Genomic DNA, 14,854 nt, shown 5'->3' with positions numbered 1-14,854 from the left:
ATGGGACGGCGAGGGTATGTGGGCGACGGTGCGGGTGTGCGGGGAGGCGGATGTGCGGGGAGGCGGACGGTGCGGGTACGTGGGGGCAGATGGTGCGGGTAAGTCGGGTGGGTCAATGGGGGGTGGGTCAGTGGGGGTGGGGCGAGGGTCCAGGTATGCCGCGGTGCTGGCGTGTCGGTCGGAAGGGCCTAGCGCGCCCGTGCCGGTGCCCGTGCCCGTGCCCGTGCGTGGGGGTGGGTGGGTTAGTGGGGCGTGGTTGGTTGGGTCAGGGCTTCGTGGGTGGTGGTGGCTTGGCGGCAGAGTTCTAGGAGTTCGGGTTCGTTTTTGACGATCTGTTTGGCTTTGGGGCCTAGGGCGATGATGTGGTCGCGGGAGTTGAGGAGGCGGCGGTAGATGCGTTCGCGTTCGGCTGGGTCGTCGGTGTATTCGGCGTCGAGGTAGGCGGTGGCGTCGCGGCGGACGTTGGCCATTGCGGTCTGGGTACGGCCTCGGGTGCTGAAGAGGGAGCCGAAGATCGTGATCAGCAGGACGACGAGGATGACGACCAGGGAGAGGCCGGTGGTGATCTCCATGACCTCGATCGGTTCGCCGCCGTTGATGAACGGCAGGTTGTTCTCGTGCAGCGCGTGCAGGATCAGTTTGGCGCCGATGAACGCGAGGATCGCGGCGAGTCCGTAGGACAGGTAGATCAGCCGGTCGAGCAGGCCGTCGAGCAGGAAGTACAGCTGGCGGAGGCCGAGCAGGCTGAACGCGGTGGCGGTGAAGACGACGAAGACGTTCTGGGTGAGGCCGAAGATCGCCGGGATCGAGTCCAGCGCGAACATCAGGTCGGTGCCGCCGATCGCCACCATCACGAGCAGCATCGGGGTCATCGCGCGGCGCCCGTTCAGTTGGGTGAACAGCTTGTCGTCGTCGTAGCTCTCGGTGGTCCGGAACAACTTGCGGGCCAGCCGGACGATGATGTTCTGGGCCGAGTGCGACTCCTCGGTCTGCGGCCGGAACATGTTGCCGGCGGTGATCAGCAGCGCCACGCCGAACAGGTAGAAGACCCAAGCGAACTGGTTGATCAGCGCCGAGCCGAGCAGGATGAATGCCGTCCGCGCGATCAGTGAGATGACGATTCCGATCAGCAGCACCTTCTGCTGGTTCTCCCGCGGTACCCGGAAGCTGCTCATGATGATCAGGAAAACGAACAGGTTGTCGACCGAGAGCGCCTTCTCGGTGATGTACCCGGCGAAGTACTCCGACCCCATCGAGCTGCCGCCGATCACGAAGGTCCCGACGCCGAACAGCAGCGCGATCCCGACGTACAGGCTGGACCAGACGGCCGCCTCTCGCGTGGTCGGCACATGTGCACCGCGCACATGGAACACGTAGTCGAACACCAGCAGCCCGACGATCGCCGCGACCGTCAGAATCCAGGCCAACGGAGAAACGGTCATCACGAATCCGATCAGGAGGGAGGCCGGCAGGTCGGGCACCAGCCAATCACGCGACGCTCGCAGCTGTCGTCCAACAACTCATCAGAAAACTTACCGAAAGAGCATCTTTGCACTTTCGGCAAGTTCTGCTACGGTCATAGGTATGGACGGTTTGCGGGAGAAGAAGAAGCGGGAGACCCGGATCGCGCTGAGCTGGGCGGCGGTCCGCCTGACGGTGGAGCGCGGCTATCAGAACGTGCGGATCGAGGACATCGCCGCTGAAGCCGGGGTCTCGTTGCGGACCTTCCGCAACTATTTCGCGAGCAAGGGCGAGGCGATCGCCGCCCGTCAGGTCGACCGGATCGCAGCGATCGCCGACGGTCTCCGGTCCCGTCCGGCCGAGGAGCCCCTCTGGGTGGCGATCCGGGCGGCGCTCGAGAAGCACTACCTGCTGGGCCAGCCCGGACAGGGGACTGCGCAGCCGCCGGATGAGCGGTGGCTCGCGGGAGTCCGGCTGATGGGCACCGAGCCGGCGCTGCGCGGCGAGTTGGCGAAGGCACACGCGCAGGTCCAGGAGTATTTCGCCCAGGCGGTCGCCGACCGGACCGGTGCCACCGGTTTGTATCCGCGGCTGGTCGCGGCCGTGTTCAGTTCCACTATCGCGACGGTGTCGGAGGAGTGGCAGAGCGCCGATCCGCCGAGACCGCTCGACGCGCTCCTCGACGAAGCCCTCGACCTGCTGACGACGGGCCTCCCGGAGCCTCACCCGAGGACCTGAGCTCCGGCAACACCCGAACCAACTGACGCCGGTACGCCGGGCGCTCGGTCGCGCCCAGAAAACCACCGAACCACCTCGGGCGATGCGTCATGCCCGAAATCATCTGAAAGGACTACCGCCATGGAACAAGTCGTCATCGCAGGTGCTGGCCCGAACGGCCTCATGCTCGCCAGTGAACTCAAGCTAGCCGGCGTGGATGCGATCGTCATCGAGCGCCTACCGGAACGCAGTACCGTCCCACGCGCCAACGGCCTGGTCGGCCAGGTCGTCCGCATGCTCGACCGCCGAGGCCTCTACGAACGTCTGAATCCCGGCCAGCCGATCCCACAGCCGACACCCCGGTTCTTCTTCGGTGCACTGCCGCTGGACCTGAGCCAACTCGCCGACAACCCGCTCTACCTCCTCCAAGTTCCCCAAGCCCGCATCGAGCAGGTTCTCCAGGAACGCGCCCTGGAGCTAGGAGTCGAGATCCGTCGTGGGCACGAGCTCGCCGGCTTCACGCAGAACCCCGACTCGGTCCGGATCCAGATCGACGGCCCGGACGGATCGTACGAACTCGAGGCCCACTACCTCGTCGGCGCCGACGGCGGCCACAGCCTCACCCGCAAGCTCGCCGGCATCGACTTCCCCGGCGTCACCCACGACGACACGGTCTCCCGTACGGCGCACGCCACCGTCTCCGCGGCGCTCGTCGACCCGGTCACCGGTGGGCTGGCCATCCCCGGCTACGGCAAGATCCCGCCGTTCATGCATCACCGGACCGAACGCGGCCTCTTCGTCTACGCCCCGTTGCCGGGTGGCCCGCCGCTGATCAGTACCGCAGAACGCGGTGTGGCGCCCGGAACCGACCCGGTGACGCTGGCCGAAGTACAGGAAAGCGCTGAGCGGATTCTCGGCGTCGAGCTGGAACTCGGTGCGCCCGAAGGCGATGGCCCGCATCAGTTGCGACGGGTGGAAGGTGGCAACAGCCGGTTGGCCGACCGGTTCCGCGAGGGCCGGGTGTTGCTGGTCGGAGACGCGGCGCACGTGCACTCGGCGATCGGAGGTCCGGGACTCAATCTCGGTCTGCAGGACACCATCAACCTGGGCTGGAAACTGGCGGCGGAACTCCAGGGCTGGGCGCCGGAAGGCCTGCTCGACAGCTACGAGGCGGAGCGGCGCCCGGCCGGAGAACGCGTGGTGATGCACACCCAGGCCCAGTCGGCATTGATTGCCCCAGGCAAAGAAATCACCGCCTTGCGGCAGTTGTTCACGGAGTTGCTCGACAATCCCGTGAACGTCCAGCACCTCGCGGACCTGATGTCGGGAGCAGACCTCCGGTACGGCGACGGTGCTGGGCACCCTCTCGTCGGCAAGTGGGCACCGGACCCGGTGATCACTGACGCCTCCGGTCGTTCGAGCCGGTTGGCCGAACTGACCCGTACCGCCCGGCCGCTACTGATAACCAAGACCTCGGTCTTCGCCGAACTCCTCCCTGACACAGATCGCATCGAGGTAGTCACCGGCGAGGGCCCGGAGTCGCCGTTGGCCTTGCTGGTCAGGCCGGACGGGTATGTGGCTTGGGCTGCCGACGTCGATGGTCCGGCCGAGCGGGAGGCGCTTGGTGAGGCGCTCGCCCGCTGGTTCGCAGTACAGGTTCAACCTCGGCCTTTGACCAACGCGACCAGGTAGCGGCAGTCCGCCGTACCGGGGTTCTCGAAGGTGGTCGGCGACGGTGCTCCGAGTTGGAGGCAGTCGCCGGCCGCGAGGTCGTGGATGACCGGACCTTCGTGGAAGCGGAGCCGGCCGTCGAGGATCCAGATCTGCTGGTACTTGAAGATGTAGGCGTCGGCCGGGTAGGCGACGGAGGCGCCGGGCGGGAGCTCGACCTCGACCAGTTCGAGCGGGCCGTCGGTCGCGGGGGAGACCGCGCGGCGGCGGTAGCCGGTCGCCGGGTCGGTCCAGACCGGCTGGTCGGCGGCTCGGCGGAGGAGATCGCCGGTACCTTCCTCGGCGCGAGCGACCAGTTCGGACAGCGTCATTCCGAGGGCGCCGGACAGGCGACCGAGCAGTACTGCGGTCGGCTGAGCCTCACCACGCTCGATCTTGCCGATCATCGCGCGGGAGACACCGGATCGCTCGGCCAAGGCGTTCACCGACAGGTCGAGCGCGATCCGGGCCTGCTGGACGGCGGCCGCGAGCGAGGCCGAGAGGGGATCTTCCATGCTTGCCACTATAGCGGCATGTATGGCTACTATGGTGACATGTTGATCAGGGATGCGACCGCCGCGGATGCCGAGGCCTGTGCAGCGATCTACGCGCCGTATGTGACCGGCACGGTGATCACGTTCGAGCTGGTTCCGCCGACGGTGGCGGAGATGGCGGAGCGGATCGCCAGGTCCCTCGAGAGCCACGCCTGGCTGGTGCTCGAGGACGACGGGCGAGTCGTCGGGTATGCCTATGGGAACCCGATGAAGCCGCGGGCGGCGTACCGGTGGTCCTGTGAGGTGAGCATCTATCTGGAGCACGGGCGACGGCGTACGGGCGGTGGGCGGGCTTTGTACGAGGCGCTGTTCGAGCGGCTCACCGAGCGGGGCTACCGGACGGCGGTCGCGGGGATGACGCTGCCGAACGACGCCAGTGTCGGCCTGCACAAGGCGCTGGGCTTCGAACCGATCGGGACCTATCGCAACATCGGCTGGAAGCTGGACGCCTGGCACGACGTCGCCTGGGCGCAGCGGACCTTGGCGACATCTCCCAACCCGCCTGCGGAACCCCGTTAGACCCCTGGCGCGGGGCAGCTGCCGCCGGGCGTGGTGGCGAGTTCGAAGTGCCAGATCTCATTGGCGAGCGTCTGACAGAGACCGAACTTGTTGCCGTGCCGATTCACCCAGTCGTCCGCGTCCGTCGGCCCGATGTCGACAGCGTTACCGGTCACGTGGTGCGAAGTTTCAGGACTAGCGACGTACTGCAAGGCCTTCTCCCTGCTCCCGTAGCGCTGGATCGCCTTCTCCATCAGCTCTTCCTGGTACTTCTTGCTCCGCCACCCAGTGGTCAGATGCAACTCGATCCCGTCGTGCTCTGCCGCCTTGGCTGCAGCCTGAACCGCTTTGAGCAGCTTCGGATTCAGCTTCGCGATACCCGGCAGATCGGTGTCGAACGGCGACGCATTGTCAGGCAGTACGCCGTCCGCCGCGCCCGGGATGCCGCCGCCCGAGCGATGTCGCGCGCTAGGCGTGTCATCCGGTTCGCTCGAGTTCACGCTGGTGGAGGAGGGTGTCTGGTCGAGTGAGCTGCAAGCGGCCACCCCGAAACTGATGGTCGCGGCAACGACCGCCAGCGCGATCAGTATCGTCAGCCGCCGCTCTCTCTTGCGGTTGGCAACAAGTTGGTCCATGCCTCAAGGCAATCCGACAAGCTGTTCCCAGGGCGTTGAGATTTTCGGAGACACTTTCGATACATCCTGCCTGCTTCAATGGGGATATGCGGGTTCTGGTCGTCGAGGACGAGGTCTATCTGGCCGAGGCGATCCGGGCCGGATTGCGGTTGGAGGCGATCGCGGCGGATCTGGCGTTCGACGGCGACGCCGCGCTGGAGTCGGTGAGTATCAACGAGTACGACGTGGTCGTGCTGGACCGGGATCTGCCCGGCACCAGCGGCGACGAGGTCTGCCGCCGGATCGTCGCGCAGGGCCTGCCATTGCGGGTGCTGATGCTCACCGCGGCCGGCGACATCGACGACAAGGTGACCGGGTTCCAGCTCGGCGCCGACGACTACCTGACCAAACCCTTCGAACTGCGCGAGCTAGTGGTGCGGATCCGTGCGCTCGGCCGCCGGCCGGCCGACTCGATGCCGACGGTGCTCGAGTACGCCGGGGTCCGGCTCGACCCGTTCCGCCGGGAGGTCTACCGGTTCGGGCACTACGTGAAGCTCACCCGCAAACAGTTCTCGGTCTTGGAGGTGCTGATGAAGGCCAACGGCGGTGTGGTCAGCGCCGAAACCCTGCTGGAGAAGGCCTGGGACGAGAATGCGGATCCGTTCAGCAACGCCGTCCGGATCGCGATGTCCGGGCTGCGCAAGCGGCTCGGTGATCCATGGGTGATCCACACCGTGCCCGGCGTCGGCTATCGGATGGGCTCGTGAGCCGGAACGGCCCCGGCAGTTTCGGTGCGGCAGAGTCACCTCGAGCCGGTGCTGACGGCGCGAGTGAGCCCCTGGTCGCCTGGCGGCCCCGACTGACTGTCCGGCTCCGGCTGACGCTCAGCTACGCGGGCCTGCTGGTCGTCGCGGGCGGGGTGATCGCGGTCATCATCTACGCGGTGATGCGGTTCGTCCCGAACTACCCGCTGACCGCTGCGAACCCACGCGACGAAGGCCCGGTCGCGACCCGCGGCGAGATCCTCGACACGGTCGTGTCGTTGTCGGTCTACGCGATGATCTTCCTGGCGATCGTCGGGATGGCCGGCGGCTGGTTCCTGGCCGGCCGGATGCTGCGGCCGCTGCAGGAGATCACCGCCGCGGCGAAGCTGGCCGCGTCCGGCCACCTCGACCACCGGATCGGGCTGACCGGGATCAAGGACGAGTTCACCGATCTGTCCGACACCTTCGACGCGATGCTGGCGAAGCTGCAGCAGTCGTTCGAGCAGTACAAACGCTTCGCGGGGAACGCGTCCCACGAGCTCCGGACGCCGCACGCGGTGATGAAGACGATGCTCGAGGTGGCGATCGCGGACCCGGATCACCAGGACGTCCGGGAGCTGGCGCGTCGGCTGCATGAGACGAACCAGCGCGGCATCGACATCGTCGAGGCGCTGCTTTCCCTTGCCTCGTTGGACAATCGGACCCTCGAGCTGGATCCGGTCGACCTAGCAACTATCACTCGCCAAGCGCTGAACGGTTTGCAGCAGGAAGCGGCCGCTGCGAAAGTCTCCCTCAGCGCCGACCTCAGCGAGACGGTTGTTTTAGGCAACGAGATCCTTCTGCACCAGCTGGTGATGAACCTCGGCCAGAACGCGATCCGGCACAACCTCACCTCCGGCGGCACCGTATCGGTTGCTGTCAGCAACGGTCGGCTGGTAGTCGGCAACACCGGCCCGATCGTCACGCCCGAGCAGGCGCGGACCCTGACCGAAGCGTTCACGAAGAGCAGCCGGTACGCCGATGGTCACGGACTCGGCCTCGCCCTGGTCGACCGGATTGTCGATCACCATCACGGCACCCTGGAGCTCCGGCCCAACCCGGCCGGCGGCCTGACCGCAACGGTGCTGCTGCCCCTGGACGCCACGATCAGCCCGTCGGAAGTACGCCGTACGGGCTGATCGTGGTGCGGTGGACTACGGGTTGAGGCCGTGCTCGCGGAGCCAGGGCTCGGGGTCGATCGGGTCGCCGCCGCCGGGCAACACCTCGAAGTGCACGTGCGGGCCGGTCGTGTTGCCGGTGACGCCGATCGCGCCGACCTGCGTGCCCGCGTTGACCGTGTCGCCGACCGAGACGGTGAAGGCCGACATGTGGCTGTACGACGTGACGGTGCCGTCCGCGTGCCGGACCTTCACCTGGCGGCCATAGGCGCCCTCGAAGTCGGCCTGGATGACCTCGCCGGCCATCACCGAACGGATCGGCGTACCGATCGGGGCGGCGAAGTCGAGACCGGTGTGGTTGTGCGCCCAGCGGCCGCCGCCCTGCCCGAAGCGAGCAGTGAGGTGGTAGCCGGTCGTCGGCAGGACGACCTTCGGCGCGGCGGCAGCGGCTGCCTTGGCAGCGGCCTTGGCGGCGGCCGCGGCCTTCGCGGCAGCAGCAGCCTTCGCGGCGGAAGCGGCCTTGGCGGCTTGGAGCGCGATCGCCCGGCGCTCGGTCAGCGTCGCGGTCGCCGCGAGCTTCGCATTCCGGGCGGCCGCCAGCTGGGCCGCGTTCTGGCGGGCGGTCTCCAGTGAGAGGTCGAAGCGGGACATGTCGCGGGAGCCGAGCTCACGCCGCTCGATCCGGGCAGCGGTCATGGACTCCAGCGAGGGGTTCACGCTGGTGCTGGTCGCGGTGGCGGTCGAGGCCGGGCTGATGCCGACCGCGCCGGCGCCGGCTGCTGCGGCCAGTGCCGCCGTCAGGCCGACGAGCTGGGCGCCACGCACGGTGTTTCGCCGGGTCAGGCGGTGCTTCGCCACCCGACGCGAGCCGGACGAACGGCGGAGCGCACGTTCTGCTTCCGGCACGTCATGGTGAGGGGACACGAGGGCCTTCCAGAGTCGAGTAGCCGCCGAGGTGTGCCCCAGCGACTGACCGACCATAACGATGAGGTCACGGTCGCCTCAAATGCGGACTGCGATCAGATCACGGAATTCGGTGACTTTCGGTAGCCGCCTTGGCTGGGTTCCGTGGCTGCTCAGGCGTACGGCGAAGGGTGAAGTGGTTGAAATTGGGCGTGATGGGGATCACTCGCGTCGAAGCGGTATCAGACCCTCGGAACTGGATATAGAGCGTCCAAATATTGAGAGGTTTGTCGACTGACTTACTAATCTTTCAATGTCCTCTCATACTGGAAGTCAGCCCCAGAGGAAGGAGACGCACATGACAGGCCCGGCCCCGCGCGAGCTCGCCTACTACCGTCTCCACATCGATCTGCTGCGCGTCTCCAGCGCACTGTGTCTTCTGTAGCCGCCTGAGCCCCACCGCTCTGTCAAGACGTCCCCGCAGCAGGGGACGTCCGCTGGGCCCTGCCCGCTTCCTGCGATGCCTCACCCCGCCCGGGAGAAGACCGTGTCGATCACCTCATTGCCGTCGGCCTCGACCGCCGATCCACCTGAAACCCTTGCGCTGCAGGACTCCGAGCTGACCGTGGTCGGTCGCCGGCACCCGTGGCGCTGGGTCGGCGTCGCCGTCGTCCTGGTACTGCTGGCGATGTTCGTGCACGGCCTGGTCACCAACCCTGGCTGGGAATGGCCGACGTTCTTCCAGTTCTTCACGACCCGGACGATCTTCTCCGCGCTGTGGGTGACGATCCGGCTGACCGTGTACGGGACGGTGCTCGGCTTCGCGCTGGGTGCCGTGATCGCCTCGATGCGGTTGTCCAAGAGCCCTTTCCTGCAAGTGGTTTCGTGGGGCTACATCTGGGCGTTCCGGTCGATCCCGCTGATCGTGCAGTTGCTGTTCTGGTTCAACATCGCCTACCTCTACCAGACGTTGAGCCTGGGGATTCCCTTCGGACCGGAGTTCGTGCACTTCAGTACGAACGATCTGTTCGGGCCGCTGGGCGCCGCCGTACTGGGTCTGGCTCTGCATCAGGCCGCGTACGCCGCCGAGATCATCCGCGGCGGCATCATCTCGGTGGATCAAGGACAGCTGGAAGCCGCTGCCGCACTGGGGATTCCGCGGCTTCGGCAGTTCTTCCGGATCGTGCTGCCGCAGGCGATGCGGTCGATCCTGCCGAACGCGGCGAACGAGGTGATCAGCCTGTTCAAGGGCACCTCGATCGTCTCGGTGATGGCGATCCCGGAGCTCTTCTACCAGGTGCAGGTGATCTATGGGCGCAACAGCCGCGTCGTGCCGCTGCTGATGGTGGCAACCGTTTGGTACATCGTGCTGACCACGCTGCTCTCGATCGTGCAGTTCTACGTGGAGCGGCACTTCGCTCGCGGTACGTCCCGATCGTTGCCGCCGACACCTATCCAGCGGGTACGCCGTGGTTGGCACACCTTGCGCGCCCGGGCGGCCTCATGAGCAACGTGATGGTCGACCTGCGCGGTGTGCACAAGAGTTTCGGCGACCTCGAAGTACTGAAGGGTGTCGATCTGGAGGTCCGGGCCGGGACGGTGACGGTGATCCTGGGGCCTTCTGGTTCCGGGAAGTCGACGTTGCTGCGGTCGATCAACCATCTGGAGAAGGTCGACAAGGGGTTGATCCGGATCGACGGACAGCTGGTCGGCTACCGGCGACGCGGCGACAAGCTCTACGAGTTGCGCGAGCGGGAGATCCTCCACCAGCGATCGCAGATCGGCTTCGTCTTCCAGAACTTCAACCTCTTCGGGCATCTGACGGCTTTGCAGAACGTCGTCGAGGCTCCTGTGTCGGCGCAGCGTCGTAAGCGGTCCGAGGTCGAACCGTTCGCGCGGGAGTTGCTGGCGCGGGTCGGTGTCGGCGACAAGGCGGATGTCTATCCCCGGCAGCTTTCCGGTGGTCAGCAGCAGCGGGTCGCGATCGCGCGGGCGCTGGCGTTGCGGCCGAAGGTGCTGCTGTTCGACGAACCGACCAGCGCGCTCGACCCGGAGCTCGTCGGCGAGGTCCTCGACGTGATCAAGGAGCTCGCCCGGGCCGGCGACACGATGGTCGTCGTCACCCACGAGATCGGGTTCGCGCGCGAGGTCGCCGACACCGTCGTGTTCATGGACGACGGGCGCATCGTCGAATCAGGGCCGCCTTCCGCAGTACTGGACAACCCCACTCACGAGCGCACGCGCTCCTTTATTTCAAAGGTCCTCTGATGTTTCCTGTACGCCGTACTTCCGTGCTCACCGCCGTCGCGCTCCTGCTGGTGGCCGGGTGCAGTGCTGATCCCAAGACCAGCAACACCAGTGCGGACCTGGGGGTGAATACCTCGGCATCGCAGAACCGCGTGGAGACCACCAAGAACGAAGCAGCGGCCGCGTTGCTGCCGGCGAAGATCCGGGAGCGCGGGACGTTGATCGTCGGGGCCGGCTTCGGGAGCGGGAACCCGCCGCTCGGGTTCATTGCCGACGACAACAAGACGCCGATCGGGATCGAGGTGGATCTCGCGTATCTGGTCGCCGGGGCGCTCGGGCTGAAGCCGGAGATCCAGGTGACGAGCTGGGAGAACCTCTTCCTGGGGATCGACTCGGGGAAGTACGACGCAGGGTTCTCGAACATCACGGTGACGGAGAAGCGGAAGCAGAAGTACGACTTCGCGACGTACCGCAAGGACGACATCGCATTCGAGGCGAAGAAGGGTGCCGGCTGGAAGGTTGCTAGCGGGAAGGACGTTGCGGGGAAGACGATCGCGGTCTCCTCCGGGACGAACCAGGAGAAGATCCTGGTCGACTGGAACGAGGCGAACATCAAGGCTGGGTTGCCAGCAGCAACCATCAAGTACTTCAGCAACCAGACGGACACCTATCTGGCGCTGACCTCCGGGCGGATCGACGCCTACCTCGGCCCGAACCCGTCGATCGCCTACCACGTGAAGACGGGCGGCCAAACCGAAACCATCGGCAAGTTCTCCGGCGCCGGTCCCACCCTGCAAGGTCTCATCGCGGCGACCACCAAGAAGGACGACGGCCTCGTCCAGGCCTACCAGGCAGCCATCAACGCGGTCATCGCCGACGGCACCTACGCCAAGGTCCTAGCCCGCTGGAACGTCTCCACCGAAGCAGTCCAAAAGTCCGAAATCAACCCACCCGGCCTCCCCCTCACCAACTGAAAGGCAGCCATGAAGAAGACAGTGCGGTTGGTGAGCTCAGGTTCTGCGCGGGCACGACTGGGGCTGGCTGCAGTGATAGCGACCCTTGCGGCTCCTCGGTCAACGACGGTAGTTGCGGGTAGGCAGCGGCGGAGTGTTGTTGCTGTGGGAGTTGTTGTTGGGCTGCTGGTCTTGGGTGCTTGTGCGGATCCAGTGGCTGAGGCGCCTACGGGTGGGGATGCGTCGGTGGTGTCGTTCGATACTTCGGCGGGGCAGCAGCACATCGTCAGCTCGAAGGTGGACGGGATTGCTGCGGAATTGCCGGCGAGCGTGCGGGACAGTGGGAAGTTGGTGGTGGGGAGCGGCTCGGCGGGAGGTGGATTGCCGCCGCTGGCGTTTACGGCGGACGACAACAAGACGCCGATCGGTGTGGAGATCGACATCGCCTATCTGGTGGCGAGTGTGCTCGGGCTGAAGCCTGAGATCCAGACGACCAGCTGGGAGAACCTCTTCCTCGGGATCGACTCCGGGAAGTACCAGGTCGGCGTCTCCAACATCGGGGTGTCGGAGTTGCGGAAGGAGAAGTACGACTTCGCGACGTACCGGCTCGGGTTGCACGCCTTCGAAGCCAAGAAGGGCTCCGGGCTCAAGATCAGCGGTCCGGCCGACATCGCCGGCAAGACGATCGCGGTCAGCTCAGGAACCTTGCAAGAAGCGATTCTGCTGGACTGGAACAAGCAGAACCTCGCCGCCGGACGTGCCGCCGCGACCCCGAAGTACTACCAATCGGCGACCGACTACTACCTCGCCCTCGAGTCCGGCCGCATCGACCTGTACCTCGGCCCGAACCCGACCGCGACCTACCACGCCGCAACCACCGGCAAGACGGAGATCGTCGGCACGGTCTCGTCGAGCTACCCGGTGCAAGGGCTGGTCGGCGTACTGACCAAGAAGGACAACGGTCTGGTGAAGGCTCTCTCGGACGCCCTCAACGCCGCGATCGCGGACGGCAGCTACGCGAAGGTCCTGCAGAAATGGGGCCTGTCCGCCGAAGCGGTGCCGAAGTCGCTGGTGAATCCGCCCGGCCTGCCCAAAGACAAGCAGAAGTGAGAGGAGCCACGGACCCGATGGCAACGATTGCGACAATCTCCAGCAGCCCGTCCGACATCTCCCGGACGGATGCGGTGCTCTCCTATGTGACGAAACGACTGCTCAGCCACGGCCACCAGGTGACGCCGATCGTACTGCGTGATCTCCCGGCCGAACCGTTGCTGCGCGGCCGTGCGGACGACCCCGGCATCCGGACCGCGATCGACATCCTCGCCGCAGCGGATGCCGTCGTGGTCACCACGCCGGTCTACAAAGCGGCGTACTCGGGCCTGCTCAAGGTCTTCCTCGACCTACTCCCGCAGTACGCGCTGCGCGGGAAGACGGTGTTGCCCTTGGCAACAGGTGGTACGCCGGCGCACGTACTCGTCATCGACTACGCCCTCCGACCGGTGCTCACCAGCCTCGGCGCGGGCGCGATCGGCCAGGGCTGGTTCGTGCTGTCTTCCCATGTTCGCCTGTACGACGGGGGCGGGCTGCTCCTCGATCCCGCGGCTTCGGTGCCGCTCTACCAGGTCACCGAGGCATTCCTGTCGACCGTCGCCGGGCAGCCTTCGGTGGAGAGCGCTCCTGTTCAGGCGGCGGCGTTGGAGGTGGTTCGCGCACGTCCGGAAGATCCCGCGGCGGCGCCGTTGCTGGCCGACCTCAGCGTTGAGTACAGCACTCGCTACGGGCGGACCAACGAGAACACGCAGCTGACCGAAGTACCGCCGTCGGACTTCTATCAGGAGCGGGGCGGGGCGTTCGTGCTGCTGCGGCATGACGGCGAGACGGTTGCCGGCGGGGCGATTCGCCGGTACGACGATGAGACGGCCGAGGTGAAGCGCATGTGGACCTCTCACCTGCACCGGCGGCAGGGGCTTGGGCGCAAGGTGCTGGCCGAGCTCGAGTTGGTCGCGGCCGATCTGGGGTATCGCAAGCTCTACCTGACGACGGGACCGCGGCAGCCCGAGGCAGCTGCGCTCTACCTGGCGGCTGGGTTCGAACCACAGTTCGACCTCGATGCCGATCCTGAGTCGATCGGGCCGCTGCCGTTCCGGAAGAACCTCCCGGTGCGACTGCAGGTGGCGTCATGAGCCGCCGGTTGATCACCGCGGTGGAGATCGACGGGGCCGGCGGGCATCCCGCTGCTTGGCGAGGCGCCGAGGTGGATCCTTCCGCGATATTGACCGGCGAACTCGCAGTACGGGCTGTTCAGCGGGCTGAGGAAGCGGGCATCGACCTGGCGACCTTCGCCGATGCGCTGGAGGCGCCTGCTGATTTGCCGGAGCGGGTCAGTGTTCGGTTGGATGCGGTGGGTTTGGCGGCTCGGGTGGCGCCGGTGACGGATCGGATCGGGTTGGTTCCGACGCTTTCGGTGACGCATACCGAGCCGTTTCATCTGCAGGCCTCGGTGGCGACGCTGGATCACATCTCGTCGGGGCGCGCGGGGTGGTTGGTCGACGTGTCTTCGTCGGACGAGGCGGCTGCGGTGATCGGGCGCCGGGAGCCGGCGCCGGCTGCTGAGACGTGGCGCGAGGCGCGGTACGTGGTGGATGTCAGCCAGCGGCTCTGGGACTCGTGGGAGGACGACGCGATCATCCGCGACGCGGCGAGCGGGCGGTTCGTGGATCGCGACCGGATCCATTACGTCGACTTCGAGACTCCGTCGTTCGCGATCAAAGGGCCATCGATCGTGCCGCGGCCGCCGCAGGGTCATCCGCTGACTGTTGTCCGGGTGGCGTCGGAGGTGGCGCTCCAGGCCGTCGGCGAAGCAGACCTGGTCCTCCTGCCCGGTACTACGGACTTGGCTAGCCGGCTGACCGCAGTACGAGCCACTAGCCCCAAACCCCGAGTCCTCATCTCAGTCACCGTCCACCTCAGAAACCCAGAAAACGTTCGCCGTTTCCCCTCAGATGACGGAGAGCTGGACTACGTCGGCGGCGTGGAGGGGCTGGCGGAGTTGGTTGGGGAGTGGGCTGAGGCCGGGGTGGATGGGGTTCATTTGCGGCCGGGGTCGTTGGAACTCGACGTACCGGTGATCGCGGACGAGTTGTTGCCGTTGTTGCGAGAGCGGGGGTTGGTTGGGCCGGCCGTGAAGCGAGCGGCGACGCTGCGGACTCGGTTGGGGTTACGGCGTCCGGAGAACCGCTACGCGGTCGGAGGCCGGCCATGACGCGGCCGGCGGTC

General features: G+C 66.5%; 16 protein-coding genes. 12 read left to right on the top strand and 4 right to left on the bottom strand.

The genetic code is table 11. The features are described 5' to 3' along the window. Nucleotides 1-242 precede the first annotated feature (242 nt). A complete protein-coding gene (locus ABZ004_RS03075) occupies nucleotides 243-1,442 on the bottom strand; it encodes a TerC family protein (protein WP_355678077.1) in 1,200 nt (399 codons plus the stop codon). 142 nt (nucleotides 1,443-1,584) lie between these two features. On the opposite strand from ABZ004_RS03075, the gene ABZ004_RS03070 reads away from it, so the two are divergent. Together ABZ004_RS03070 and ABZ004_RS03065 are read left to right on the top strand one after the other, a co-directional pair. Then, nucleotides 1,585-2,199: a TetR/AcrR family transcriptional regulator gene (locus tag ABZ004_RS03070; protein ID WP_355678076.1), complete on the top strand. Its 615-nt coding sequence runs from the start codon at nucleotides 1,585-1,587 to the stop codon at nucleotides 2,197-2,199. 120 nt (nucleotides 2,200-2,319) lie between these two features. Next, complete coding sequence (locus tag ABZ004_RS03065; protein WP_355678075.1) at nucleotides 2,320-3,870, top strand: FAD-dependent monooxygenase; 1,551 nt, start codon at nucleotides 2,320-2,322, stop codon at nucleotides 3,868-3,870. Here ABZ004_RS03065 and ABZ004_RS03060 read toward each other — a convergent pair. Continuing rightward, on the bottom strand, nucleotides 3,837-4,403 hold the full coding sequence (locus ABZ004_RS03060; RefSeq protein WP_355678074.1) for an XRE family transcriptional regulator: 567 nt from the start codon (nucleotides 4,401-4,403) through the stop codon (nucleotides 3,837-3,839). The two genes, ABZ004_RS03065 and ABZ004_RS03060, sit on opposite strands and share 34 nt — an antisense overlap. Before the next feature lie 39 nt (nucleotides 4,404-4,442). Here ABZ004_RS03060 and ABZ004_RS03055 point away from each other — a divergent pair, with 39 nt between their 5' ends. Continuing rightward, nucleotides 4,443-4,961 (top strand): arsinothricin resistance N-acetyltransferase ArsN1 family B, encoded by a 519-nt coding sequence (locus ABZ004_RS03055; protein WP_355678073.1) that lies wholly within the window; start codon nucleotides 4,443-4,445, stop codon nucleotides 4,959-4,961. Here the strand turns inward: ABZ004_RS03055 and ABZ004_RS03050 are convergent. Next, the gene (locus tag ABZ004_RS03050; RefSeq protein WP_355678072.1) at nucleotides 4,958-5,575 is read right to left on the bottom strand and encodes a M15 family metallopeptidase; all 618 of its coding nucleotides are present in this window, start codon (nucleotides 5,573-5,575) and stop codon (nucleotides 4,958-4,960) included. The two genes, ABZ004_RS03055 and ABZ004_RS03050, sit on opposite strands and share 4 nt — an antisense overlap. Before the next feature lie 86 nt (nucleotides 5,576-5,661). Between ABZ004_RS03050 and ABZ004_RS03045 the strand changes: the two genes are divergently transcribed. Together ABZ004_RS03045 and ABZ004_RS03040 are read left to right on the top strand one after the other, a co-directional pair. Next, on the top strand, nucleotides 5,662-6,321 hold the full coding sequence (locus ABZ004_RS03045) for a response regulator transcription factor (protein ID WP_355678071.1): 660 nt from the start codon (nucleotides 5,662-5,664) through the stop codon (nucleotides 6,319-6,321). Beyond that, entirely contained in the window at nucleotides 6,318-7,496 is a 1,179-nt protein-coding gene (locus ABZ004_RS03040; RefSeq protein WP_355678070.1) for a HAMP domain-containing sensor histidine kinase, read from the top strand. The genes ABZ004_RS03045 and ABZ004_RS03040 overlap by 4 nt, the downstream gene beginning before the upstream one ends. Nucleotides 7,497-7,511: 15 nt before the next feature. Here the strand turns inward: ABZ004_RS03040 and ABZ004_RS03035 are convergent, their stop codons facing one another. Further along, on the bottom strand, nucleotides 7,512-8,399 hold the full coding sequence (locus ABZ004_RS03035; RefSeq protein ID WP_355678069.1) for a M23 family metallopeptidase: 888 nt from the start codon (nucleotides 8,397-8,399) through the stop codon (nucleotides 7,512-7,514). Nucleotides 8,400-8,691: 292 nt separating this feature from the next. On the opposite strand from ABZ004_RS03035, the gene ABZ004_RS03030 reads away from it, so the two are divergent. The 7 genes from ABZ004_RS03030 (at nucleotide 8,692) to ABZ004_RS03000 (ending at nucleotide 14,840) form a co-directional block, all read left to right on the top strand. Continuing rightward, on the top strand, nucleotides 8,692-8,823 hold the full coding sequence (locus ABZ004_RS03030) for a putative leader peptide (RefSeq protein ID WP_355678068.1): 132 nt from the start codon (nucleotides 8,692-8,694) through the stop codon (nucleotides 8,821-8,823). A 75-nt stretch (nucleotides 8,824-8,898) separates the two neighbouring features. After that, a complete protein-coding gene (locus tag ABZ004_RS03025) occupies nucleotides 8,899-9,885 on the top strand; it encodes an amino acid ABC transporter permease (RefSeq protein WP_355678067.1) in 987 nt (328 codons plus the stop codon). After that, on the top strand, nucleotides 9,882-10,646 hold the full coding sequence (locus ABZ004_RS03020) for an amino acid ABC transporter ATP-binding protein (protein WP_355678066.1): 765 nt from the start codon (nucleotides 9,882-9,884) through the stop codon (nucleotides 10,644-10,646). Before ABZ004_RS03025 ends, ABZ004_RS03020 begins: the two co-directional genes overlap by 4 nt. Beyond that, complete coding sequence (locus tag ABZ004_RS03015) at nucleotides 10,646-11,599, top strand: ABC transporter substrate-binding protein (protein WP_355678065.1); 954 nt, start codon at nucleotides 10,646-10,648, stop codon at nucleotides 11,597-11,599. The genes ABZ004_RS03020 and ABZ004_RS03015 overlap by 1 nt, the downstream gene beginning before the upstream one ends. Before the next feature lie 225 nt (nucleotides 11,600-11,824). Continuing rightward, nucleotides 11,825-12,688, top strand: coding sequence for an ABC transporter substrate-binding protein (locus ABZ004_RS03010; protein WP_355678064.1), 864 nt, complete (start codon nucleotides 11,825-11,827; stop codon nucleotides 12,686-12,688). A 17-nt stretch (nucleotides 12,689-12,705) separates the two neighbouring features. Continuing rightward, on the top strand, nucleotides 12,706-13,761 hold the full coding sequence (ssuE, locus tag ABZ004_RS03005; protein ID WP_355678063.1) for an NADPH-dependent FMN reductase: 1,056 nt from the start codon (nucleotides 12,706-12,708) through the stop codon (nucleotides 13,759-13,761). Then, nucleotides 13,758-14,840 carry an LLM class flavin-dependent oxidoreductase gene (locus ABZ004_RS03000; RefSeq protein WP_355678062.1) on the top strand — a complete coding sequence of 361 codons (1,083 nt, stop codon included), beginning with the start codon at nucleotides 13,758-13,760 and terminating at the stop codon, nucleotides 14,838-14,840. The genes ssuE and ABZ004_RS03000 overlap by 4 nt, the downstream gene beginning before the upstream one ends. Nucleotides 14,841-14,854: the final 14 nt, after the last annotated feature.

Origin of the sequence: Kribbella sp. NPDC006257 (assembly GCF_040613535.1) — a bacterium.
In the GTDB taxonomy this organism is placed as follows: domain Bacteria; phylum Actinomycetota; class Actinomycetes; order Propionibacteriales; family Kribbellaceae; genus Kribbella.
Note: the sequence above shows the minus strand (reverse complement) of the source record. Positions and strands in the feature narration are given on the sequence as shown.

Bases quoted from the DNA above. Each gene is read 5' to 3' on its own strand.
- ABZ004_RS03075 (WP_355678077.1), bottom strand. From the start codon at position 1,442: ATGACCGTTTCTCCGTTGGCCTGGATTCTGACGGTCGCGGCGATCGTC.
- ABZ004_RS03070 (WP_355678076.1), top strand. From the start codon at position 1,585: ATGGACGGTTTGCGGGAGAAGAAGAAGCGGGAGACCCGGATCGCGCTG.
- ABZ004_RS03065 (WP_355678075.1), top strand. From the start codon at position 2,320: ATGGAACAAGTCGTCATCGCAGGTGCTGGCCCGAACGGCCTCATGCTC.
- ABZ004_RS03060 (WP_355678074.1), bottom strand. From the start codon at position 4,403: ATGGAAGATCCCCTCTCGGCCTCGCTCGCGGCCGCCGTCCAGCAGGCC.
- ABZ004_RS03055 (WP_355678073.1), top strand. From the start codon at position 4,443: ATGTTGATCAGGGATGCGACCGCCGCGGATGCCGAGGCCTGTGCAGCG.
- ABZ004_RS03050 (WP_355678072.1), bottom strand. From the start codon at position 5,575: ATGGACCAACTTGTTGCCAACCGCAAGAGAGAGCGGCGGCTGACGATA.
- ABZ004_RS03045 (WP_355678071.1), top strand. From the start codon at position 5,662: ATGCGGGTTCTGGTCGTCGAGGACGAGGTCTATCTGGCCGAGGCGATC.
- ABZ004_RS03030 (WP_355678068.1), top strand. From the start codon at position 8,692: ATGTCCTCTCATACTGGAAGTCAGCCCCAGAGGAAGGAGACGCACATG.
- ABZ004_RS03025 (WP_355678067.1), top strand. From the start codon at position 8,899: ATGCCTCACCCCGCCCGGGAGAAGACCGTGTCGATCACCTCATTGCCG.
- ABZ004_RS03020 (WP_355678066.1), top strand. From the start codon at position 9,882: ATGAGCAACGTGATGGTCGACCTGCGCGGTGTGCACAAGAGTTTCGGC.
- ABZ004_RS03015 (WP_355678065.1), top strand. From the start codon at position 10,646: ATGTTTCCTGTACGCCGTACTTCCGTGCTCACCGCCGTCGCGCTCCTG.
- ssuE (WP_355678063.1), top strand. From the start codon at position 12,706: ATGGCAACGATTGCGACAATCTCCAGCAGCCCGTCCGACATCTCCCGG.
- ABZ004_RS03000 (WP_355678062.1), top strand. From the start codon at position 13,758: ATGAGCCGCCGGTTGATCACCGCGGTGGAGATCGACGGGGCCGGCGGG.